This is a genomic window from Acinetobacter sp. YH12236, from assembly GCF_013417645.1.
Lineage (GTDB): Bacteria > Pseudomonadota > Gammaproteobacteria > Pseudomonadales > Moraxellaceae > Acinetobacter.
In genome coordinates this window covers 1-22,037 of the sequence record NZ_VPDM01000042.1, presented here as the reverse complement: position 1 = coordinate 22,037, position 22,037 = coordinate 1, and the positions used below count along the sequence as shown (strand labels likewise).

The 22,037-nt window shown below is 43.2% G+C and carries 24 protein-coding genes; 8 read left to right on the top strand and 16 right to left on the bottom strand.

Annotation, left to right across the window (positions count from 1 at the left end; all coding sequences use genetic code 11):
- Positions 1-168 precede the first annotated feature (168 nt).
- The 5 genes from FTV14_RS14190 to FTV14_RS14170 form a co-directional block, all read right to left on the bottom strand.
- The gene (locus FTV14_RS14190; RefSeq protein WP_180054069.1) at positions 169-465 is read right to left on the bottom strand and encodes a DUF3817 domain-containing protein; all 297 of its coding nucleotides are present in this window, start codon (positions 463-465) and stop codon (positions 169-171) included.
- Between the two features lie 126 nt (positions 466-591).
- Positions 592-2,694: a YccS family putative transporter gene (gene yccS / locus FTV14_RS14185; RefSeq protein WP_257219789.1), complete on the bottom strand. Its 2,103-nt coding sequence runs from the start codon at positions 2,692-2,694 to the stop codon at positions 592-594.
- A gap of 205 nt (positions 2,695-2,899) precedes the next feature.
- Complete coding sequence (gene sodC / locus FTV14_RS14180) at positions 2,900-3,442, bottom strand: superoxide dismutase family protein (RefSeq protein WP_180054067.1); 543 nt, start codon at positions 3,440-3,442, stop codon at positions 2,900-2,902.
- Between the two features lie 110 nt (positions 3,443-3,552).
- Positions 3,553-4,701, bottom strand: coding sequence for an AI-2E family transporter (locus tag FTV14_RS14175; protein ID WP_180054066.1), 1,149 nt, complete (start codon positions 4,699-4,701; stop codon positions 3,553-3,555).
- A gap of 131 nt (positions 4,702-4,832) precedes the next feature.
- Positions 4,833-5,477: a ParA family protein gene (locus tag FTV14_RS14170; protein ID WP_166135852.1), complete on the bottom strand. Its 645-nt coding sequence runs from the start codon at positions 5,475-5,477 to the stop codon at positions 4,833-4,835.
- 123 nt (positions 5,478-5,600) lie between these two features.
- Between FTV14_RS14170 and FTV14_RS14165 the strand changes: the two genes are divergently transcribed.
- Positions 5,601-6,068 (top strand): Holliday junction resolvase-like protein, encoded by a 468-nt coding sequence (locus tag FTV14_RS14165; RefSeq protein WP_004787020.1) that lies wholly within the window; start codon positions 5,601-5,603, stop codon positions 6,066-6,068.
- Between the two features lie 26 nt (positions 6,069-6,094).
- Entirely contained in the window at positions 6,095-6,679 is a 585-nt protein-coding gene (locus FTV14_RS14160) for a hypothetical protein (RefSeq protein ID WP_180054065.1), read from the top strand.
- Here FTV14_RS14160 and FTV14_RS14155 read toward each other — a convergent pair.
- On the bottom strand, positions 6,676-7,302 hold the full coding sequence (locus tag FTV14_RS14155) for a class I SAM-dependent methyltransferase (protein ID WP_180054064.1): 627 nt from the start codon (positions 7,300-7,302) through the stop codon (positions 6,676-6,678). The two genes, FTV14_RS14160 and FTV14_RS14155, sit on opposite strands and share 4 nt — an antisense overlap.
- A gap of 180 nt (positions 7,303-7,482) precedes the next feature.
- On the opposite strand from FTV14_RS14155, the gene FTV14_RS14150 reads away from it, so the two are divergent.
- Entirely contained in the window at positions 7,483-8,046 is a 564-nt protein-coding gene (locus FTV14_RS14150) for a hypothetical protein (protein ID WP_004787012.1), read from the top strand.
- A 223-nt stretch (positions 8,047-8,269) separates the two neighbouring features.
- On the opposite strand, the gene FTV14_RS14145 is transcribed toward FTV14_RS14150, so the two are convergent.
- The gene (locus FTV14_RS14145; protein WP_180054063.1) at positions 8,270-8,602 is read right to left on the bottom strand and encodes a HopJ type III effector protein; all 333 of its coding nucleotides are present in this window, start codon (positions 8,600-8,602) and stop codon (positions 8,270-8,272) included.
- Between the two features lie 166 nt (positions 8,603-8,768).
- Between FTV14_RS14145 and crcB the strand changes: the two genes are divergently transcribed.
- On the top strand, positions 8,769-9,149 hold the full coding sequence (crcB, locus tag FTV14_RS14140) for a fluoride efflux transporter CrcB (RefSeq protein ID WP_180054062.1): 381 nt from the start codon (positions 8,769-8,771) through the stop codon (positions 9,147-9,149).
- Between the two features lie 77 nt (positions 9,150-9,226).
- On the opposite strand, the gene FTV14_RS14135 is transcribed toward crcB, so the two are convergent.
- On the bottom strand, positions 9,227-9,478 hold the full coding sequence (locus FTV14_RS14135) for a type B 50S ribosomal protein L31 (RefSeq protein WP_004787006.1): 252 nt from the start codon (positions 9,476-9,478) through the stop codon (positions 9,227-9,229).
- Positions 9,479-9,575: 97 nt separating this feature from the next.
- Positions 9,576-10,874, bottom strand: a complete 1,299-nt coding sequence (locus FTV14_RS14130) for an AarF/ABC1/UbiB kinase family protein (RefSeq protein ID WP_004787005.1) — start codon at positions 10,872-10,874, stop codon at positions 9,576-9,578.
- Between the two features lie 288 nt (positions 10,875-11,162).
- On the opposite strand from FTV14_RS14130, the gene FTV14_RS14125 reads away from it, so the two are divergent.
- A complete protein-coding gene (locus FTV14_RS14125) occupies positions 11,163-11,369 on the top strand; it encodes a DUF1737 domain-containing protein (RefSeq protein ID WP_034701512.1) in 207 nt (68 codons plus the stop codon).
- A 31-nt stretch (positions 11,370-11,400) separates the two neighbouring features.
- Here FTV14_RS14125 and FTV14_RS14120 read toward each other — a convergent pair whose 3' ends face one another.
- On the bottom strand, positions 11,401-12,759 hold the full coding sequence (locus FTV14_RS14120; RefSeq protein WP_179992138.1) for an MATE family efflux transporter: 1,359 nt from the start codon (positions 12,757-12,759) through the stop codon (positions 11,401-11,403).
- Positions 12,760-12,799: 40 nt separating this feature from the next.
- Positions 12,800-13,258: a DMT family transporter gene (locus FTV14_RS14115; protein WP_004786999.1), complete on the bottom strand. Its 459-nt coding sequence runs from the start codon at positions 13,256-13,258 to the stop codon at positions 12,800-12,802.
- A gap of 126 nt (positions 13,259-13,384) precedes the next feature.
- Here FTV14_RS14115 and hemW point away from each other — a divergent pair, with 126 nt between their 5' ends.
- Together hemW and FTV14_RS14105 are read left to right on the top strand one after the other, a co-directional pair.
- Positions 13,385-14,539, top strand: a complete 1,155-nt coding sequence (gene hemW, locus FTV14_RS14110; protein WP_180054061.1) for a radical SAM family heme chaperone HemW — start codon at positions 13,385-13,387, stop codon at positions 14,537-14,539.
- 131 nt (positions 14,540-14,670) lie between these two features.
- Entirely contained in the window at positions 14,671-14,880 is a 210-nt protein-coding gene (locus FTV14_RS14105) for a hypothetical protein (RefSeq protein WP_180054060.1), read from the top strand.
- Positions 14,881-15,307: 427 nt separating this feature from the next.
- Here the strand turns inward: FTV14_RS14105 and FTV14_RS14100 are convergent, their stop codons facing one another.
- The 5 genes from FTV14_RS14100 to hemF form a co-directional block, all read right to left on the bottom strand.
- The gene (locus tag FTV14_RS14100; RefSeq protein WP_004786992.1) at positions 15,308-15,517 is read right to left on the bottom strand and encodes a cold-shock protein; all 210 of its coding nucleotides are present in this window, start codon (positions 15,515-15,517) and stop codon (positions 15,308-15,310) included.
- A 359-nt stretch (positions 15,518-15,876) separates the two neighbouring features.
- Positions 15,877-17,700: an acyl-CoA dehydrogenase C-terminal domain-containing protein gene (locus FTV14_RS14095; protein ID WP_166135889.1), complete on the bottom strand. Its 1,824-nt coding sequence runs from the start codon at positions 17,698-17,700 to the stop codon at positions 15,877-15,879.
- A gap of 386 nt (positions 17,701-18,086) precedes the next feature.
- On the bottom strand, positions 18,087-18,875 hold the full coding sequence (gene aroE / locus FTV14_RS14090) for a shikimate dehydrogenase (RefSeq protein ID WP_180054059.1): 789 nt from the start codon (positions 18,873-18,875) through the stop codon (positions 18,087-18,089).
- A gap of 98 nt (positions 18,876-18,973) precedes the next feature.
- Entirely contained in the window at positions 18,974-19,180 is a 207-nt protein-coding gene (locus FTV14_RS14085; protein ID WP_004786985.1) for a hypothetical protein, read from the bottom strand.
- 150 nt (positions 19,181-19,330) lie between these two features.
- A complete protein-coding gene (gene hemF, locus FTV14_RS14080) occupies positions 19,331-20,278 on the bottom strand; it encodes an oxygen-dependent coproporphyrinogen oxidase (RefSeq protein ID WP_180054058.1) in 948 nt (315 codons plus the stop codon).
- A gap of 241 nt (positions 20,279-20,519) precedes the next feature.
- On the opposite strand from hemF, the gene hemN reads away from it, so the two are divergent.
- Positions 20,520-21,893 (top strand): oxygen-independent coproporphyrinogen III oxidase, encoded by a 1,374-nt coding sequence (gene hemN / locus FTV14_RS14075; protein ID WP_180054057.1) that lies wholly within the window; start codon positions 20,520-20,522, stop codon positions 21,891-21,893.
- Positions 21,894-22,037 lie beyond the last annotated feature (144 nt).

Below are 22,037 nucleotides of genomic sequence, written 5' to 3'. Positions count from 1 at the left end.
AGCTTATACATCTGTGTTATGGCGTTTTAAAACATCAGACTGCCTATCAAAGAGATTATTTAGTGGTCGAATAATCTCAAAACCTGATTGACTACCAAGACGGTATCTCATCTCCTAAAAGGAGAGGAAACGTCCATTATGGATTTAATAATGATTAGAATCCAAAAGTTAAGCTTCAGCCGGCTGCTCCAACTTCTTTAATTTAATATCAAAGATAAATGGTCCAAATGGCAGAATCGAAGCGATCAAACCCAGAATAAACATACTCAGAGACCATTTCTGTTTTTCGCAGACTGCAAATAACACCACAAGAAAAAGCACGAAAAGAACGCCATGACCCATGCCGATATATTTCACCAGAATCGGGTTATCCATCATGTACTTGACCGGCATGGCAATAAATAACAGCAGCAGAAATGAAATACCTTCAAGCAATCCAACCAGACGTAAAGTTTTAATATTCACGCGCGCTCACTCTTCTATGTTCTATTCAATCAGGCTTGAGTGTACCCAATCTGCCGATTTAAGCAAAAGAAATTTATAAAATAAAATGAATTATTTTAAATACTTATATCCTAGTGCTCTACTTGGTTATTTAATTTCAACAGCTAGTAATTGCTGTCTTAGAGACAATAATTCAGGCAAGGTTTCCAGTAACAGACTGATCTGTTTAAGTACCAGCAGCAGGTGGGTGGAAATATGTTCCTGCTGACTCAGTTGCCGGATTTCTGCCAATTGGCCTTGAATGTCCTGCTGCGGTACATTTTCAGGATTTGACAGGGCATTAGTTAAAGTCTGCTGACAGGCAGAAAGCAGTTGCAGAATTTGCGGATCAGATACCTGTTCACGATGGCTACCCAATGCGGAAATATAACTGAGCTGACTGTGGCTATAAACCAGATAACGGAAGGCATTGCGAATCAGCACCGGATCTGGATTCGGTTCGGTACTTAGACTGGAAATCATATTGGAAAGGTCAATCTGGGCATTGTGGGCCAAACGACGTGCTGTTCGATAAGCAATGCTGTTATTTTTGCCATGCTGATATTGCTCCAGAATAGCCAGTAAATAGTTCAGCGTCGCTTGGGAAGATTTTTTGATATTGCTGGAAATATTACGGAAATTCCAGTCTGGCCAGATGCAGCTGACCGCCAGCCAGGCGATCAGACAGCCAATTAGGGTATCGATAATTCTCGGCAGAATGACAGCATAGCCTGCGCCTTTCAGATTAAAAATCAGCAGTACCACCAAGGTTGCCATCAATGTGGCCATAGCATATTTCTTGGAGCGCAAATAGAAAAAGCCGACACCAAAAATCACCGTAAGCAGCAACTGGCCTTCAATACTTGGTACAAAATACAGGATTGGAATTCCCAGAACGACCCCAAGTAGAGTACCTAAAGTCCGCAGTTTTAAACGGCTTTTGGTAGCGAAATAACTGATCTGGCATACAAACAGACTGGTCAGCAATATCCAGTAGCCATTTTTGGCAAAGGGCAATAGAGAAATTGCATAGCCGACCAGAAAGACCAAAGCGATCCGCACCGCATGACGAAACAGCGCCGATTGCGGTCCCAAATGGGGTTTTAATTTCAGCCAGAAATCCGCAGGTCCACGCAGATCATCATCAAACAGGCTGGAATCATCAAAATACTTTGGATAATCTGGACGGTAAATGGCTTGTCCATCCTGCAAATGTTGCAGCTGTTCATGCACACTCAGCAGATTGCTCAGAATGAGCTGTAAGTTTTTTACCTCAATATTCTGTGGATGCTGGGCAATCCAGTCCTGCATAGAGGCTTCTAATGCTTTGAGTGCCAGTTGATGCTGTTCAGGAAGTTGATAAGTTTCATTACGCAATACGCAAGCAGCCAACTGCTGGCAGGCAAGTGCCTGCAAGTGAATATTTTTCTGAATCCGAAAGATCAGATCGGTACGGCTAAAATGCTGGTGAATCTGCTCATAATGCAGATAGTTGGCAGTCGCCTGTTCATGGATATCCTGGGTCAGAAAATAAAGATTCAGCCAGTAAATAGTTTTATGATTCGGACGTGAGGCTTTGAGTCGGGTCAGTAAAGAATCTTTTGTGCGGTTAAAGCTTTCAATGACTTGGGTATTTTTTAAGGAAAGCTCGTAGAGCAGCGGCTCGACATTATTCTGATTATCTGGATCAAATAATTTGGCTTTGGTCGATAGCAGCTCTGCCATCTGTTGTAGGTTGATGGACAGATTTTCCTGAACCTGTAAAGTTGGACGAATCAGATAAAATAGGATAGAAGTCAGGCCATACCACAGCACACCAACTACAAAATAAAGCGGCTGTTCGTACCAGTGCGCATATTCTCCCAAGCCAAACATAGTGTAAATGGACAGCAATACAGTGCCAAAAGAAATGGTGGCATAACGCTGTCCCAAAGCCCCCATTAAGATAAATACGGCACTAGAAAGTGATAGCCAGAGTGCAAACCAGATTTTATAGGGATGCAGAAATTCCAGCATGCTACTGACCGCAAAAAACAGCAGCATGACCAGCCCCAGATTGCGCAGCCTTAAACTTAAACGGTCATCAAAATCGGTCAGGGCGGTGGCAATTGCCCCTAAAGTGACCGGAACAATCAAGGTTTCATAACCGAGAAGTTTTAGACCAAAAGTCGTTCCTGAAAGCACAATGAACATCTGCAAACAGTAAGTCATCAAGGCACTGGACTGAAAAGGCAACAGGGCTTTTTTAAGTATGTGCTGAAGAGGATGCAATATGGAATCTGAGCTATTCACAAGAATATGATCCGTGGTATTTGACTGCCGGTTTTGAATGCAATTTAAGCGCCAATTTCAAAAGAAATATCTACTAAAAAACGGGCAAGAAGCCCGTTTTTGAATGCTAATAATCTGTAATAAATCAGATTACGCCACATGCAATACGTTCACCGCCACCGCCTAATGGCTGCGGTTCATCTGAATAGTTATCACCGCCTGCATGGACCATGATGGCACGACCCTGAACATCTGCCAGTTTCAGGCGTGGCGCAAGCAGAGTCACACGTGCTGTACCATCAGTGTTTACTTTAAGGGCTGGTAAGTCACCCAGATGACCCGTCATGGGTGTGCCATGATGAGGTGCCTGATTCGGATTGTAGTGACTGCCGGCAGCAAGTGCAGCACCTGGTTTGCCATCTTTTTCACCCGGTGCACATGAACCATTTTCATGAATGTGGAAACCACGCTCACCCGCAGGAAGCTGTTTCAGGTTAGTACGAATCACCAGGCCCGCCGGGCTGTCACTCAATAATACGGTACCAATCGATTCACCGATGCCCTGTGCAGAGACTGCATTCAGGGTCACGGTTTTAACATTTTCAGTCGAAGTAGAGGTTGAAGCGCAACCGGTAAAAAGTGCGGCACTGACTGCGCACAAAGCTGTAAGTTTAAACAATGAAGACATAATTATCACACCTTGATCTTTATTCTGCTTTTCGGAATCTATTGAAACAGAGCAAGACCAAAAGCACTATGGAAAATCGGTACTTAAATGTTTTAATTTGTTTAAGCCAGTCAGTCTGGTGATTTCGGTGCCTTGTTACGGCGCAGACGGAATTTTTTCTTCGGTTCAACCTCATGCGCCATAGTGGCTTTAGGCATCATCAAAGGTTCATTCAGGTTGCTTTCATGTAGCCATTCACGCCAGATGGCCAGTAGTACGGCCAGAATCACCGGTCCAATAAAGACACCGACCAGACCAAAACTGGCAATGCCACCCAAGACACCAAACATGATCAGCAGGAATGGAATTTGTGTTGCGCCTGAAATGACCAGTGGACGAATCACGTTATCCGCTGTACTCACAATACAGACACCCCAGACCATGACGCCAACGGCTTCAATAGTCTGTCCTTGCGAGAATAGCCATAGCGAAACTGCACCATAAGCAACCGGAGGGCCAAAAGGAATTAAGGCAAAAATAAAGGTGATAATGGTCAGTACCATCGGGTTCGGTACGCCAGCTACAAAGTAGCTGATACCTGCCAGTAAAGACTGGGCAATCGCCGTTAAACCTACGCCATAGACCACCGCACGTGTAGTATCCGAAATTGTAGCCAGATAATGATGAATACGTGGACCGACTACCATTTCAAAGGCTTTACGCACCTGATTCAGAATGGTATGGCCATCACGATAAAAGAAGAATAACGACAGCACGGCAAAACACAGCTTGAAGACGTTTTTACTGATTTCATTCAGTACGACTTTACCATAATTCAGATGACCCTGAATCCAAGCTGAAATGGTCTGTGCAATACTGTTTGGATCGGCATTTATCTCATTCAGGGTGCGGGTAATTTCCTTACCTACAAGTGGCAGGCCGCGAATAAAATCTGGAACGCTGAGATGACCTGAGAATACCTGTTTCTGCAATTCAAAATACAGGTTCCGGCCTTCGTGTTGCAGCATAAAAATGGCAAAGATAAAAGGCAAACCAAATACCAGAATCACACCCAGAATCATAATGGTCGCACTCAGTGTCGGCCGATTGCCACTCATTCTTAAGATCGACTGATACAGCGGCCAGGTCATGTACGCAATAATGGCTGCCCAAACTACAGGAATGATGAAATACTTGAGTATGTGAAAACTCAAAAAAATCAGAATGAAAAATAGTCCAAATAATAAGACTTTTTGTAGTGTGGGCGCGTATTGTTGCACTGAATTTAGAAGCTCATTTTTTAGGTCGTGTCAGGCATATTAACTGAAAAAAAAGCGATCGAAAACGATAGTGCAGGAAGTAGTACGATTATTTTCCTTAGAATAAAAAGAAGAGGCTAAAAATAACAGAACTAGAACCATTGGCTTGGATCGTCAATAATGGCATTCAATAAAGGTTGCCATTGATCCTGTAATTCACGGTACATCTTCTGCTGTTTATCAAAAATAGACAGGCCTTGCATGGCCAGTCGGCTATAGGGTGCACGTTCAGAAATCCAGGTAACCGGTTGCTGATCAATTTTATTAAAGAATTGCTGAATGTCCTGATTACTGGCTGCATTAGGTTTGGTGCGGTTAGCGAGGAGCAGAATTTCAACCTTGCCTTTACGGATACGTTTAATATCCTGCAAATGTTTGAGAAAACGGCGCGTAGAATCAATATCAAAAAAAGAAGGCTGCAGCGGGATAATGATGGCATCCGCTTCACTAATTAGCTGTTCGGCATGATCTTCAGTTAGCGCTCCGGGTGCATCGATAATCAGATATTCCAAGTTTTTAGGCGCATCCCCAATCGATTTGGCATTCCGCCAGTCCAGACTCTGAATCGGCGCGGCATCTTTTGGGCGATGTTTCAGCCATTGCAAGGTCGATTTCTGGCTGTCCGCATCAGCCAGAGCAACTTTATAACCCTTTTGTGCCAGGGCAGCTGCCAGGCTAATCGCAGTAATGGTTTTACCACAGCCACCTTTCTGATTTGCAACTAAAATAGTTTTCATGACCCGGGATGATTTAATTCTGCTCCCGCCTAGCATATCATTCTTTGCAGGCTTACTGGATGGCAGACCCTTTCAACTTCAGTCGAAGGTAGGCAGCAAAATAAAGCAGATTAGGAAGATTGAATGTCCATTGGAATGGCTATGCTGATTGGTGCCTGTATTGGAGTGGTTTTAACTACTCTGATTCTGGGCCAGACGCGAAATGGTCGAATTAAAGCAGAATATGAACAATATATTGCCGAGCTGGAGCTGGAACATCAGCAAGCTTTAGTCGCTGCACAAAAACGCAGTGTAAATACCAGTCGCGCGGTACTCAAAGGCAAAATGGCCGAGCAGTTGGCACCGATCATGCCAGAGTTTCAATATCTACCTAGTGATGCCAAATTTTTAGGCGATCCGGTGGATTATGTAGTCTTTGATGGTTATACCGATTTTCGTGATGGTGAAGGACTGGCAGAAGATATTGAAGTGGTTTTGATTGATATTAAAAGTGGTGGTGCACGTCTGACCAAAGGCCAGATGGCAATTGCTCAAGCCATTCAGGAAGGGCGGGTACGTTTTGAGACCATCCGGATTGATTTTGAAGACTGAAGGACAGCAAGCTTCAACGCTACACTATGGATAAACTGATTATTGCCGCAGCACTGTTTGCGCTTGGACTATGGATCTGGTCGGAATACTTTCGGGCGATTCCGAATCTGGAGCAGGCCGGAGTACTCAAAAATTTTCAAGTAGAATCGATTGAGCCGCATCAGGCTGAATATCGCGTACTGGCCAAACAGTATTATGGGCCTGAGCGCCGTACCATTCATCCAGCCAGTCCGGTGGTGGGAAGTTTTAATGATCTGGCTTATGTCAGCAATATTGATCTGTTACTGGCAGCACCAAATGTGGCGAGTGGCTTATTTAAATCATTCAAGCTTGAGCAGGACAGGCGTTGTTTTAATATGACCGCTACAGACGCACAAGCCAATCCTGCGAACATTCAATCTCATTTGCTGAACCTGAGTGTGATTGCCGCCAGCGAAGCTGTTGCCAATAAGGTTCGCCGTTTAAAAGAAGATCAGCGGATCTGGCTGCAAGGTGACTGGGTACAGGTCAAATCAGCGACCAGCCAGCAAGAATTTCAGGTTGGAATAGGCAATCCAAGATCAGCCCAATGCCGGCTGTTTAGAATAACTGATTTAAAAGTGCTGGATTAAAGCGGTTTATGCGCTCTAGCTAACAGCATACGCTGGCCAATCTTTGGAATACCTTCTGCATCGATATAATGAACTTCATCTAGGTCAAACCCGGCCTCTAAAAGAGCGGTTTCAATATCCCGGTTAAGATGACAGCCATCTGCCACTTTCTTCTGAATCGGGGTGAGTAAATGCTGTAAGCGCTGAATGTTGAGATGCTCTCGGTTTAACACATGCTCAACCAGATGAAAATGGCCGCCTGGCTTCAGAACCCGGTAAATTTCATGCAGACTTTGATGCAGATCCGGAATACTGCATAAGGTCCAGGTTGATACGATATTTTCCAGACTATTTTCTGCGAAAGGCAGGGCTTCTGCACGAGACTGAATCTGTTCGACCGCAAAAGGACTTTGACTGATACGCTGCTCAGCCAGTTTAAAAATGTCCGAGTTAGGTTCTAGCGCATAGACTTTATCGACGGCCTGATAAAAAGGCAGATTCAATCCTGTACCAAAGCCAATTTCCAGGACTTCACCTGTAATAGGCAATAATAATTCGCGGCGTAAATCCATCAGGGATGGGGTCTGCATGACCTGATTTAGCAAATGTGGAAAAATATGTTGTTGATAGAATTTATACAGCATGGTCGCATTCAAATGATTCTTAGACAGGCTTAGATTAACCGAAAATAATCAGATTAGCTAAAGCCCTCCGCTCACCAAAATTGATCAACTTGTTACTAATTTCAACTATTTATTCATTAAAAAAATCGTACTATCAAACAAGATATTCTTGAAAAGATTTGATGGAATAAAGACAGAATTATGTTCAAACATCTTCGATACTATGCTTTGGCGGCCAGTCTTTTACTACCGCTTTATGGTCACACTTCTGTAGACCATAATGTTGCCAAAGGACTGCCACCGATGGCTAAAGACCAATCTATTTCAGTCTTGCAGCCGTTTAAAGGTGATTTCCGCATTCTGGGATCAAAAATTTATACCGACGATGAGCAGGCCAAGTTCTCTCCGATCGATTATGCGGTGAGTTGGGGGCTGTTTGCACAACCTGAAATTGCCCGGCACATTACAGTCAACCAGTATAACCGTTACCTGAACTGGAAAATGGATCGCGTGCCAGTGCCTATTGAACAGGCTAAACAGATGGTATCCAATATGCACATCATCCCTGCCAATCCACAAATTGCCAAAGCAATTAAACAGGTAAAACGGGGTGACCTGGTGCGTTTGCAAGGGGAACTGGTGGAAGTACGTGATAAAGACCTCGTCTGGAAATCCTCTTTAACTCCAACCGATACCGGTGATGGCGCTTGTGAAGTGTTTCGGGTCAGCTCAATCAAGTGGATTGAGAAAGTGGGTAAAGGTTAAAACTGGAAAACTTATGGCTTTCTGAAAGGGTCGCTTGGAGTGCTTCAGGGTGACCAGGCTTTATTGATATTTAATTTATTTTTAGCCTTATAGTTTTTCATTTTTAAAGTGAACTACTTCTTCCAAAAAATAATTTTAATCTTAAATATGAATGTCATCTTGTTCTGTTATTTTGATATAAAAAACCGCCAGAAATAGGCGGTTTTTTATTTTAAAGACATGCTTATTTGGCAACCAGTGCTTCACTTTCAAAGGCAATGCCATCCCAGCCATTTTGCATGAACTGGCGGATATTCTGGTGATCCGTTGCTTCTGGCGTGGCCAGTACAGCCGCATAGTGTTCTGCAAACAGGCTCAAGGTTTGTACCTGATCTAGGCCATTCAGTTGGGCAAATGAAAATACTTTGGCACTGCCTTGGTTTTCAGTGGCAGCATTAGCCTGTTGACCATTTTTAAAAGCAGTTGGTGTATGAGCATAGCGCGCATCGATATATGCAATTACATCTGCAAATTTAGCTTCGCCCGCAGCCAATTGAACCAGTAATTCCTGAGCCATGTGGATTCCCTCTAGACTTAAATCAATTTGAATGGCGTCGAATATACCAATTTTTTGGCAAAGATCCATGTTCATTCTGCAATTTTAGGTGCATGATGTTATTCATTATTCTCGTCCCACATGGTGGCTGAGAAAAGGTTTAAGATCGAATAAAGACGGAGTAGACATGAACTGGCTTTTGGTGGCAATGGGCGGCGCGATCGGGGCAACACTGCGTTATGGAGCAGGAATGTTGATTGCCAAGCCACAGATGCTATTTCCGTGGCCGACCTGGTGGACCAATATTATAGGCTGTCTGTTTGCCGGGATTTTCTTTGCCCTTAGCCAGAAATACAGTTTCCTGCAAACTGAAGCACGGCTATTTTTGATGGTAGGCATCTTGGGCGGCTTTACGACTTTTTCCAGTTTTGGCCTAGAAACTTTTCAGCTGCTTAAGCAGGGTGCAGTCACGATTGCCCTCAGTTATGTGATCTCTAGTGTGATTGTCGGAGTATTGATGCTGGGTGTGGGCTTCTATTTAACTCAGCTGGCTTTAGCGCAGGCATAAAAAAGTCAGGAAATTGGAGGTAATTTCCTGACATAAACCGCGATTTAAATTGAGAGTAAAAATCGGAGGTTTTAAGTTTAACCACGTTTAAAACGGGCAAAACGTTTGTTAAAGCTCGCTACGCGACCTTCATTACTGGTTTGACGTTGCTCACCGGTATAAAACGGATGTGAAGCACTCGAAATATCCAGGGTGACATAAGGATAGGTCTTACCTTCATATTCCTTGGTCTGGCTAGAAGTCATGGTGCTGCCAATCACGAAGTAGGCATCAGCATTGGTGTCATGAAATAAAACTTCTCGATATTCGGGATGAATGTCTGGACGCATCGTAATATTCCTCTTGTAATTTAAGAGTAATGTTATAATGTAACATTTGATATTTCAAGTGAAGTAGGGTTACAGCTTGTAAGCTTATTACTTCAACTTAACTGCGACTTGGCACGATTTCTTCAAATACATCACTCAAATCATCATGTACTTTCAAATGAATCAAGTTCCAGTATTGTCCGGAAATAGTACGGTTTACCATCAGGGTATCCGGCGACGGTTTGAATACATCCCAATATTTCAGAGAAGGTTTGAGCAATTCCATTCCATCATGATGTGCTGAGTTTTCAGCAAAATCATAATTGGTAGTTAAAGGACGCATCAGCACTTCTAGCCATTGCTCATACAGATCGGCCGGGAATTTTCCGGTTTCTGTCAGGGTATGCAAGGCATCCAGTTGCTGTTCAATGGTCGAAATATCCTTGTCACGGGCTGCATGGATCAACTCTTTGAAATGAGTAATGATCTCGGTAGAAAGCGTTTTAACACCGCCGTAATCGTAAATAATCACCGAGCCATCTTCACGGAAGGCAAAGTTCCCTGGATGCGGATCACAATGGAAACGTTTCAGATAGAAAATTTCCTGACCAATCGCACGGAATAAACGGCGGCCTAGGGCATTACGGGTTTCTAGCGGCCATTGGCTGGCTGTTTCCATACTTTCACCCTGTTCCAAGCTTAGGGTCAGAATATGGCGGGAAGAATATTCACTAAATACTTTCGGAATCACAATTTGGTGATCGAGCGATTCATGAAAGGCACGCGCCACTTCTAGGTTCTGTGCCTCAATTTCATAATTGAGTTCATTGTCCAGACTATGCTGGATTTCCTTAAATAGCTGATCCTGCAATTTGCGGTCAATTTTCAGTACACCCATCAAACGTAAGGCAAGACGAACCTGTTTCAGATCACTTTCACAGGCTTCTTCCACTCCCGGATATTGTACCTTGACCACAACCTGCTGGCCATCGGGTAGCGTCGCTTTATGCACCTGTCCGATCGAGGCTGCGGCAAAAGGCTGCTCATCAAACTGCTGGAATAGGTCCTGCAAAGATTTACCTAATTCTTTTTCAACCTGTGACTGAATCTCTTTAAATGGCATCGGTGGAGCCTGACGCTGCAATTTGGAAATGGCTCGAGCAACTTCAGGCGGGAAAATATCTTTATATTGTGAGGCAATCTGGCCGACTTTCATCACCGCACCTTTCATTTCCCCCAAGGTATCAGCAATCTGTACTCCAATATCCTGAAATAATTTACTGCGTGCAGCATTTTTCTGCTCTTCATCCGCAGTTAAATTTTTAATCGAATTGGATAGGGTTTTACTTGCAATACTTGCGGTCATTCCAGCCAATTTCATAAAGCGGCGACCAGGCGTTCGAGCCGTTTTTGCCATGCGAGATTCCTCAAAATCACCATTTTTATGGGTGTATTTGATCATAGGTGACAAACTATAAATTGCCTATATTTAATTGTAGATGTTATGTTGCAAAGCTTCTCAAAGTATTCATATTTGCTTGATATTGTTCATTTGATTTATGCAATTTTTAAACCAACTCGGCGTATGTACGGCAGTTTTTAAATCAATTATTTAATTATTCTTGCGCGAGCAAAGCATGATTTTTAAGTGCCTTTCTATGATGAAAGGCTTAAAATAATGGCATCTCAAGATCAAGAAATTTCAATGAAAGTCTATCGATATTTTACTGGCAAAGATGATGTGAATTTTTGTGCCCGTGTGACCAAGGCACTCAATGAAGGCTATGAGCTTTATGGTGCACCGACCATGACCTTTAATGGAACAGATGTGATTGTGGGGCAGGTAGTAATTAAGGAAGTGGCAGATGAGTCGGAAATTCCACAGGGATTGAAAGATGCATTAAATCAGTAATTCAATGCATCTTTTTTAAATAATAAGAGGATTAGGCACGCTGGCTTAAACGTTTGTTATTGCCATAAAGCCGTGCCAGCAACAGGACACAAGCCACACTGAGACCGACAATCAGTCCGACCCAGACACCTGCCGCCCCCATATCGCCAAAACGGGACAAATAAACTCCAACCGGGAAGGCAATCACCCAGTAAGCAATCATGGTGATCCACATCGGGCCTTTGGTATCCTGCATACCGCGTAAGCAACCTGCAGCACTGATCTGCCAGGCATCCATCAGCTGATAGGCCACTGCAAAGAGCACCAGATAAAGCGCAATCTGGGTCACCATAGGATCAGAGGTATAAAGCGCTACGATTTCACTACGGAACACCCAGAGTAATAACATGATGAGCAGAGCCAAAATCGTCGCGGTCATCAGACCTAAGCCTTGCACTCTACGCATGGCATCCCAGTTCTGTTCACCATAATAAGTTCCCACCCGAATGGTTAGTGCAATGGCGAGAGACATCGGAATCATGAACAGCTGTGAGGTAACAGAAATAGCAATCTGGTGAGCGGCCACAATGGTTTCACCCAATGGGCTCAAGACTATCGCTGCGGTACTAAAAATACTCACTTCAAAGAAAATTGCCAGTCCGATCGGAAAGCCCAGCTTTAAAATCCGTTTCAGCCAATATCCGTTCAGCTTTTCCCAGTGACTAAATGGCTGACTGCTTTGATAGACCCGATTTTTAAAAATATACAGTGCCAGACTCATTAACATGAGCCATTGCAGAATTGCTGTGGCAAAACCACAACCGGCACTGCCCAGTGCCGGAATAGGGCCAACTCCATACATAAAAATGAAGTTTAATGGAACCAAAAGCAGTAGCGCCATGAGGCTAATAGCAGTGACCGGACGTGGATAACCAATGGCTTCAGAATAACCACGTAAAGCCGCATACATGGTCACAGCAGGCATACCAAAGCCGATGGCATGTAGGAACAGACCAGCCTTAGGTTGCAAGCTTTCTGGGACACCTAGTAAAGGTAAAGAGAGGGGCAAAACTTGTAAAACCAGACCCGCAATCACCCCAAGGATGAATGCGACCCATAATGATTGTCGCGCAATTGTGGCAATTTTCTCAGGTGTACGTGCACCTTTAGCTTCAGCGACTAGAGGCGTGGTGGCGATCATGATGCCACTGAAGAGTAGCATGACTGGAATCCAGAGGCCGACACCAACCGCAATCGCTGCCAGATCAGTTGGTGAGAGACGCCCGGCCATAATGGTATCAATCAGGCCCAAACCTGCCTGGGAGAATTGTGTGACCATAATGGGCAACATCAGATGGAACAGCTGTTTTAATTCATAACGACGGGTTGTGGCTGTCAAAACATTCGACACAAAAATTACTCATTAGTGATCATGTGCTTAGAGATAAGGTTTAGCGTTGTAAAGTGAGAAGCACACCAATAAAAATCACCACGCCACCTAAAAGACGTTGCCAGTTCACCGGCATTTTTTCATTGCCCAGCAGACCAAACTGATCGACGATCATGGACATCACCATCTGACCAAAAATAATCATTCCGGTCAGTGTCAGGAAGCCCATTTTAGGTGCAGCATAAATGCTCATGCTGATCGCATAAACACCCAAAAAACCACCTAACCAGAGATACCAGGGAATTGCCATCAGCTCCTGTAAGCCTGGTTTGGGATGTGACTGAAACAGCACGATGCCGGCAAGTACTATTGTACCAATCAAAAAGGAAAAAAATGCAGCTTGAATAGGAGAATATAAATATTCTTTTAATTGGGTATTAATAGCCGTCTGTAAGGTCAGCAAGACCCCGATTGCAAAGACCAAAGGCAATAAAATAAGGAGCTGGGAGGATATTTTCATAATTTTAACTATCTAATTCTATTTAAATTTTTAAGCATTAGGTGATGGCGATTTTAATTTTAGCAGTGTTGTTGCCGAGTCATGTTAAAATTACGCTAGATCTTGTAGTTGTTTTTGAGTAGTTCTTTGGCTGAATTGAATCCTGCACTTATTCCCTTATCCCTGTATATCCATATGCCGTGGTGCGTACGTAAATGTCCGTATTGTGACTTTAACTCGCATGCCGTACCTGATGGAAAACTGTCTTTGGACCTGGAGCGGGAATATCTGCATGCGCTGGTAGAGGACTTTAAAACTCAGGTTGATTTTGCCCAAGGCCGTTCGATTCATAGTGTATTTATCGGTGGGGGAACGCCATCACTGATCTCTGCTGCAGGTTATCAGTGGCTGTTTACCGAACTGAAAGCACTGATTCCTTTTGAAGAAAATTGTGAAATCACGCTGGAAGCCAATCCAGGTACAGTGGAGCATGATCCATTTGCTGGCTATTTAGCAGCTGGTATTAATCGTCTGTCGATTGGCGTGCAAAGTTTTAATACCGAGCATCTGAAAAAGCTGGGCCGAATCCATAGCAATGAAGATGCGATCTCGGCGATTGGCCTGGCGCGTGATGCTGGTTTTCAACGGATTAATGTGGATTTGATGCATGGCTTACCTGAACAGACACTAGAGCAGGCACTCAATGACCTGAAACTGGCAGTCGAGAATGGTGCTACGCATATTTCCTGGTATCAGTTAACTATTGAGCCGAATACTGTGTTTTTCCGTACTCAGCCGATTTTACCGGTCGATGAAGTACTGGAAGAGATTCAGGAACAGGGCGAGGCCTATTTAAAAGCCAATGGCTTTATCAATTATGAAGTCTCTGCCTGGCGTAAAGAATTACCCTCGGCACATAACCTGAATTACTGGCAATTTGGTGATTATCTGGCCATTGGAGCAGGGGCGCATGGCAAAGTGACTCAACCGGATGGTGTTTGCCGTTTCCAGAAAACCCGTTTGCCCAAAGACTATTTAGCCAAAGTGCCAGCCGAACATTTGCAGTTTAAGCGCATCGAAGCGGCAGATATGCCGTTTGAATTTATGATGAATGCCTTACGTTTAAATGAGGGTGTGGAAGCGAAGCTTTATCTTGAGCGAACAGGCTATAGTCTGGATACACTGGATGAATTGCTGACTTCATTGCGCCAACGTCAACTGATGGTAGAAGATACAGAACGTCTGGCATGTACTGAGCAAGGTCACATCTTTTTAAACTCTGTGCTGGAAGAGTTTCTTTAATTGCCTAATCTATCCGAATAATTAATCCAGTTTAAAAAGAAAAAGCCCGATGAGTTACATCGGGCTTTTTCTTCTCTCTCCACTATGCATTTAAGCCATTCGGATTAACGATACCTAAGTGGTAACTTGTGATGCGGGCCATTGTGATGGTTTTTGTTGAAGAAGCCCTTATGGTCTTTCTTGCTAAATTTATCATAACGATCATGCTGGTTAAAATGCGCTTTAGGAGGTGCTTTATGGAAACCACCTCTAATGCGGCATTGGTTTCTTATCAAAATGATGCGCTGATGGCGTTGGATGACGATGATCCGGTCCAGGAGCTGCCATTACTGACATGGTAGCTGTTGTTGCGATCAAGCCAATCATTAAAGAAGAAACTAATTTTTTCATGATCATACTCATATTTATTCAATGAGTTCATCATAGGAGTCAGTGATGTAGGGAAGATGGAGCCGTAGACAAGACTTTTGTAAATTTCAGAATTTCTTTTAATTTCGTATATAAGTAATTAATAAATAACAATTTTTATTAAAACTTCTATATTTTTATGGGCAATTTTTGATTTTAAAATCATCAAAATTCTTCTCAGTTTCTTCATGTTTTAACCTGAATAAATTTAGATGAAGAAATTTAGGACAAGATGATGAATGAAAAGCGAATATTTTTAATTATCTTTAAAATTTAATTAATTGATCTAGAAACTAAAATTAGCCAATTTAAGGTACAAAAAAAGCACTCTAATGAGTGCTTTTTTTCATCTTCGCAATATTAGATTGCAGTGATGTTAGTCGCTGTAGGACCTTTTTGGCCTTGAGCTACGCTGAAAGAAACCTTTTGGCCTTCAGCTAAAGTTTTGAAACCTGAACCTTGGATTTCGCTGAAGTGAGCGAAAACATCTGGACCATTGTCTTGTTGAATGAAGCCAAAACCTTTAGTTTCGTTGAACCACTTTACTGTACCGGTAACTGTGTTAGACATAATATAACCTATTGAATCTTATGGATTTATAGTCAAAATTTCAGATGACTAGCTGTAACTTTGAAAAATAAAAAGGATGGAGCTTATTGATCTTTAAAACGAAGGTTTATGACTAAAACTGCGATACTTAAAAGAAGACTAACCAAAACAAGAATTTTTCTAGTTATCGCCATCATACCCTGTATTTATAGATATTCAAGTAAATTATATGGATTATTTAATAGACGTCTGAAAATTATAGATATAAATTTGTGTAGTTTGTGTACGCAGCAGATTTTTCTTTGTATCAAGTCATCATTTTGACATATGAAAAAGAGCGCCGTAGCGCTCTTTTTAAAGCTAAAACCTAAGTTTTTGACTTAGTAATCAAAGCTGAAGTGTTCTGCTGCCAGTGAAGTCATGGTTTTTGATGGATTTACCATTGCTTCAGCATGGCCTTGGGCACGTGGCAATAAACGCTCAAAGTAGAAATCAGCAGTTTTAATTTTCGCTTTGTAGAACTCTGGAACTTCTGCACCATCACCAGCAACCAATTTCGCTGAAGCCACTGCAGCTTGTTGTGCCCAGAAGTAAGCCATCATGACGTAACCCGAGAACATCAGGAAGTCCACAGAAGCAGAGGATACGATATCACGATCTTTACGTGCTGCCAGCATGATACGTACAGTTAACGCGTTCCACTGTGCACATAGCTTGGTCAGGTCCCAGGCAAAACGGCGCATGTATTTATTACGTGCATGCTGACCACAGAATTTCAGAATTTCAGCGGTGTAATCACGAATCACTTTACCTTTAGAGGTCAGCAGGACTTTACGACCAATCAGGTCAAGCGCCTGAACACCAGTCGTTCCTTCGTACAGGGTGGAGATACGTGAGTCACGAACGATTTGCTCCATGCCCCATTCTTTGATGTAACCATGACCACCAAATACTTGCATACCGTGGTTCGCTGCTTCATAACCCATTTCAGTCAGGAAGCCTTTCAGAATAGGGGTATAGAAACCTAAGTGATCATCCTGCTGTTCAAATTCAGCAGTATCACCACGCAGCAGAGCATCATTCATGTTATCTGCGATTTGTGCTGCATGATAGATCATGGCACGACCACCTTCAGCAATCGCTTTCTGGGTCAACAGCATACGGCGCACATCGGCATGGTGGATAATCGCATCCGCCACTTTTTCTGGATCTTTTTTACCAGACAGGGCACGCATCGACATACGTTCTTTGGCATATGGCAATGCACCCTGGAACGATAGTTCTGCATGACAGATACCTTGGATTGCGGTACCAATACGCGCGGTATTCATGAAGGTAAACATGGCATGCAAGCCTTTGTTTGGCTCGCCAATTAAATAACCTACTGCATTGTCAAAGTTTAGTACCGCTGTTGCAGAGGCACGGATCCCCATTTTGTGTTCAATCGAACCACAGTTCACCGCATTGCGTTCACCAATACCGCCATCTTCAGTGGCAATAAATTTCGGTACGATGAACAGGGAAATGCCTTTAGTGCCTTGTGGCGCATCTGGAAGGCGTGCCAAAACGATGTGCACGATATTTTCAGTTAAATCGTGTTCACCCGCAGAAATGAAGATTTTAGTGCCAGAAATCGCATAAGTACCATCAGCTTGCGGTTCTGCTTTAGTTTTTACCTGACCCAGGTCGGTACCACATTGTGGCTCAGTCAGACACATGGTTCCTGACCAGGTACCTGCAACCAAATGCGGTAGATAGGTGTTTTTCTGCTCGTCAGTACCATACTGGATGATGGTATTGATACAGCCCACGCTCAAACCTGGATACATCTGGAAAGACCAGTTTGCTGTACCCATCATTTCGGATTTGATCAGGTTTAAAGACATCGGCAGGTTTTGACCGCCAAATTCTTCAGGATAAGACAGACCTTGCCAGCCACCTTGCACGAACTGATCATAAGCTTCCTTGAAGCCTTTAGGTGTGCGTACTTCGCCATTTTCAAAATGACAGCCTTCTGCATCGCCGGTCTGGTTCAGTGGAGAAAGTACATTTTCACAGAAATCTGCCGCACCTTCTAGAATCATGTCTACCGTATCTGCATCGGCATATTCGCCATTTGACAGTTTTTGGTAATGTGCAGGGTAATCAAGCACTTCATTCATTAAGAAGCGAATATCACGTAAAGGAGCTTTATATGCTGGCATGCGTTTAATCCTGATTAAAATAGTTTTGGATTATCTGTATCGATTCTATGATTATTCACATTGGGGATAAAAAAACATTGATAAAGACAACAAATAAAAATGTCAGAAAAGCGAATCGAGAAGATCAGACAAGTTTAAAGATTAAATAACGGAACTCTCCATCTTTAAATAAGGCACTTCTATTTAAAAATGCTTATCTGTCTGGACTTTAATCAACATTTAGGGAGATTGTCTAGGGGTATTTTTGTATGAATTGTACACGAATGTTAGGGTCTAATCATTGGATAAATCATGTCATTAAATCCAATTTAATTTTATTATTTTTAATGAAAGGAAAAGAGCGAACGGATTAATGACTAACCCGTTCATCTCAAAAATATTCAGAATTAAAGAAAATCTTTCAACTCAGGTTTTACTCCGTTCCAGATATAGAAAGATTCAATGGCCTGACCGACTAGCATGCCGAAACCTTCAGAGGTAGGGACGCCACGGGCTTTGGCTTGATCTAAGAACGTGGACGGTTTGCCATAGGCCATTTCATAGGCATGTTTAAACTGTAGAGCTTCAGGTAGTACCAGCGCATCACCACTAAGACTGGCAGAAGTCGCATTAATTACAATATCAAACTCACCGGCTAAATCAGTTAAGGCAATGGCTTGTAACTCCGCTTGAGGCACAGCGTCTTTTAGATCGGCAACCAGTTGTTCTGCACGTGACAAAGTACGGTTAGCAATGATAATCTTCTTCACACCAGCCTGTACCAATGGATAGATCACGCCGCGGGTCGCGCCACCAGCACCAATAATCAGGATATCGGTATTTTCCAGAGTCCAGTCAAGAGCACGAATAGCCTCGACTAAGCCTTGTCCATCAGTATTGTCGCCATGCAGAATGCCATCTTTCATCCATAGGGTATTCACGGCTTTGGCGATTTTGGCACGTTCGGTAAGGACTTGGCATTGGGCAAAGGCCTGTTCTTTGAAGGGCACAGTCACATTCATGCCAATACCGCCCTGAGCAAAAAATTCCTGGATATTGGCTGTGAAACCATCCAGAGGGGCAAGGCGTTTGGTATAGGTCAGATCGACCCCGGTTTTGGCAGCGAAAGCCTGATGCAGTTCAGGAGAGCGTGATTGTTCGATGGGGTTGCCAATGACGGCAAATTGCTTGCTCATTTCACCATGTCCATGTGCGGAAATGGCCATTAATATACGTGAAAATGCAGGAGGGCTAAAGCCTGTCAGCAGTGAAAAGCAGGCTAAAGATTAAAGGTTTAGGAACTGCAAATCTCAATAATATGTTCGACAAAGAGCAAGGCCATACTAAATAAGGTTCCGGCAATCGTGAGGACACTCACAGAAATGGCAACTACATCTAAAATCAGGTTATGACTGATAACAGCGGTACTAATCGCACTAATACCAAGCGCCAGAAATAGCCAAAAGGCCAACGTAGCAGGATTAAGGTGAAGCTTAAACATTGTTATTTTTACCTAGCAGAATTTATCTTTATCAGAGTTAAGATCAAGGAGTAGATCCTGAAATATCTTTCTGAGTTGCAGTATAGAGGATTTATCCATTAAAAAAGCCCTCGATCTGAGGGCAATTTGTATTTAAATATTTTGATTGCTTTATTTAGTTTTTAATTCTGTTAACCAGTCATATGGTTTAAGGTAGTAATCGGTCAAGCGTTTTTCTGGTGATCCTTCGGCCCATTCTGGACGGTATAACCAGCCGGTAAGAGGTGGCAGGCTGACTAGAATTGATTCAATCCGGCCACCGGTCTGCAGACCAAACAGTGTGCCACGGTCATATACCAGATTGTATTCCACATAACGGCCACGACGATACAGCTGGAAATCACGTTGTGCTTCAGTATATGGCTTGTCCTGATTGCGCTGGAAAATTGGCAGAATTGCTTCGAGATAACCATTACCTACGGCCTGCATATATTGAAAACAGGTTTCAAAATCCCATTGATTCAGGTCATCAAAGAATAGGCCGCCGACACCGCGCTGCTCATCACGGTGTTTTAGATAAAAATAATCATCACACCATTTTTTATGTTCCGGATAAACCTCTTCGCCAAAAGGCGCACAGAGATCATGCGCTGTCTGGTGCCATGACAGCACATCTTCATCATTTGGATAGAAAGGGGTGAGGTCAAAACCGCCACCAAACCACCAGATTGGATCCTGACCTTCTTTTTCCGCCACAAATAAACGTACATTGGCATGTGAGGTCGGGACGTTCGGATTTTTAGGATGGATAACTAAAGATACACCCATGGCTTGGGCTTTAGCTCCGGCTATATTCGGATGGCGTTCAGTGGCAGAAGCGGGCAGTTTGGAAATATTGATGTGAGAGAACATCACACCGCCTTTTTCAATCACCTTACCATTTTGCAGCACGCGTGAACGGCCACCGCCACCTTCAGGACGTTCCCAGTCATCAATCACAAATTCAGCTGTACCGCCACCGGCACGTTCCTGCTGTTCCAGCGCGGCACAAATCCGGGCTTGCAGGTCGAGGAGAAAATCGCGAACGCGTTGAATATCTGCAGAGGTAGGATGCTGCATCAGAACCCTCATAGGGAAATAAAAAGACTGATAACATCAAAGCATAAAATGGCCTAAAAATTAAGGTGTTTTTCTGGATGCTCACCATCTGTAACAACATTCAACCTAATGTTTTAGAAGGATGTGTAGAGCATTAAATCCGACCAGACTACTAGGTTGAATTCTTTTTTTGAGCTCCGCACAATAACCTCAACAGCGCTTATGCAGCGCATTAACCTGACTGATAAGGTGGTAGGCATTCATGACTGTGCAGGCAAATTCTCTCATTCAAAAATATAATGTCCCCGGTCCTCGCTACACCAGTTATCCAACCGTACCTTATTGGGAAGAGTCAGGATTTTCACTAGAGCTTTGGAAGCAGACACTAAAACGTTCTTTTCAGGAGTCGAATGCGACTGAAGGCATTAGCCTGTATATCCATCTGCCATTTTGTGAAAGTTTATGTACCTTTTGTGGCTGTCATAAACGGGTGACCAAACGTCATGAAGTCGAGCAACCTTATATACAAGCTGTGCTGAAAGAATGGGAGCTGTATTGTGAGTTATTAGAAGAAAAAACCATCATCAAAGAAATTCATCTTGGTGGTGGGACACCGACGTTCTTTTCCATTGAACATTTAACCCAACTCATTCAAGGCATTTTGTCCAAAGCCGAGATTGCAGCAGAACATGAATTCAGCTTCGAAGGTCACCCAAACAATACCACGCGTGAGCATTTGCAAGGCTTGTATGACCTGGGCTTTCGTCGGGTCAGTTATGGCGTGCAGGATTATAATGAAACCGTGCAGAAAGCCATTCACCGGATTCAGCCTTATGACAATGTTAAACAGGTGACTGAATGGGCACGTGAAATTGGTTATGAATCGATTTCGCATGATCTGGTTTTTGGTCTGCCATTTCAAAGCCTGGAGGATGTCTTAAATACCATCGATCAGACCAATTCCCTATTACCAGACCGTCTGGCTTTATATAGCTATGCGCATGTACCTTGGATTAAAGGGAATGGCCAGCGCGGTTTTAAAGATGCGGATGTACCGAAAGATGAGATCAAGCGTCAGTGCTATGAAGAGGGTAAGAAAAAGCTCTTGGCGCATGGTTATCATGAAATTGGTATGGATCATTTTGCGTTAGAGAAAGACAGTATGTATCAGTCTTTTCAGTCTAGAACTTTGCACCGCAATTTTATGGGTTATACCGCGTCTAAAACTCAGGTGATGATCGGACTCGGAATTTCTTCGATTAGTGATAGCTGGTATAGCTTTGCGCAGAATGTGAAAACTATTGAAGAATATTATGAACTGCTAGAACAGAATCAGATTCCAGTGGTGAAAGGGCATATCCTGACTCAGGAAGATCTGATTATTCGTAAACATATCCTGAATCTGATGTGTAGCTTTACTACTTCTTGGGCAAAACCTGACATGAAGTTTGCTGAAATTGATGAAGTTCTAAAGCAGTTGGTGGAAATGCAGCAGGATCAGTTGATCAAAATTGAAGACTCTTCAGTCACGATTTTGGAGAAAGGGAAACCATTTGTACGCAATATTTGCATGGCTTTTGATTTACGTTTAAAGCGTCGTATGCCAGAGAACCGGATTTTCTCGATGACGATCTGAATCTCCCCCTCTTGCGGAGCAGTGCTGCTTGTATCTTGATTGATATAGTGATTAGCTACCACTATACGCAAATTGTAGAGTTTGGAGTGCTGCTAAAATCTTAAATTTGAACCTGAGATAAAACCTACAATTTGCCCTTATCCC

Coding starts and splice junctions, on each gene's coding strand:
- FTV14_RS14165 (WP_004787020.1), top strand. CDS start 5,601: ATGTCCATTGGAATGGCTATGCTGATTGGTGCCTGTATTGGAGTGGTT.
- hemN (WP_180054057.1), top strand. CDS start 20,520: ATGACTGTGCAGGCAAATTCTCTCATTCAAAAATATAATGTCCCCGGT.
- FTV14_RS14155 (WP_180054064.1), bottom strand. CDS start 7,302: ATGCTGTATAAATTCTATCAACAACATATTTTTCCACATTTGCTAAAT.
- FTV14_RS14085 (WP_004786985.1), bottom strand. CDS start 19,180: ATGTTTAAGCTTCACCTTAATCCTGCTACGTTGGCCTTTTGGCTATTT.
- FTV14_RS14115 (WP_004786999.1), bottom strand. CDS start 13,258: ATGAAAATATCCTCCCAGCTCCTTATTTTATTGCCTTTGGTCTTTGCA.
- FTV14_RS14160 (WP_180054065.1), top strand. CDS start 6,095: ATGGATAAACTGATTATTGCCGCAGCACTGTTTGCGCTTGGACTATGG.
- FTV14_RS14105 (WP_180054060.1), top strand. CDS start 14,671: ATGCGGGCCATTGTGATGGTTTTTGTTGAAGAAGCCCTTATGGTCTTT.
- FTV14_RS14095 (WP_166135889.1), bottom strand. CDS start 17,700: ATGCCAGCATATAAAGCTCCTTTACGTGATATTCGCTTCTTAATGAAT.
- aroE (WP_180054059.1), bottom strand. CDS start 18,875: ATGAGCAAGCAATTTGCCGTCATTGGCAACCCCATCGAACAATCACGC.
- yccS (WP_257219789.1), bottom strand. CDS start 2,694: ATGACTTACTGTTTGCAGATGTTCATTGTGCTTTCAGGAACGACTTTT.
- FTV14_RS14145 (WP_180054063.1), bottom strand. CDS start 8,602: ATGGCTCAGGAATTACTGGTTCAATTGGCTGCGGGCGAAGCTAAATTT.
- FTV14_RS14125 (WP_034701512.1), top strand. CDS start 11,163: ATGAAAGTCTATCGATATTTTACTGGCAAAGATGATGTGAATTTTTGT.
- sodC (WP_180054067.1), bottom strand. CDS start 3,442: ATGTCTTCATTGTTTAAACTTACAGCTTTGTGCGCAGTCAGTGCCGCA.
- FTV14_RS14135 (WP_004787006.1), bottom strand. CDS start 9,478: ATGCGTCCAGACATTCATCCCGAATATCGAGAAGTTTTATTTCATGAC.
- crcB (WP_180054062.1), top strand. CDS start 8,769: ATGAACTGGCTTTTGGTGGCAATGGGCGGCGCGATCGGGGCAACACTG.
- FTV14_RS14130 (WP_004787005.1), bottom strand. CDS start 10,874: ATGGCAAAAACGGCTCGAACGCCTGGTCGCCGCTTTATGAAATTGGCT.
- hemF (WP_180054058.1), bottom strand. CDS start 20,278: ATGCAGCATCCTACCTCTGCAGATATTCAACGCGTTCGCGATTTTCTC.
- FTV14_RS14100 (WP_004786992.1), bottom strand. CDS start 15,517: ATGTCTAACACAGTTACCGGTACAGTAAAGTGGTTCAACGAAACTAAA.
- FTV14_RS14170 (WP_166135852.1), bottom strand. CDS start 5,477: ATGAAAACTATTTTAGTTGCAAATCAGAAAGGTGGCTGTGGTAAAACC.
- FTV14_RS14150 (WP_004787012.1), top strand. CDS start 7,483: ATGTTCAAACATCTTCGATACTATGCTTTGGCGGCCAGTCTTTTACTA.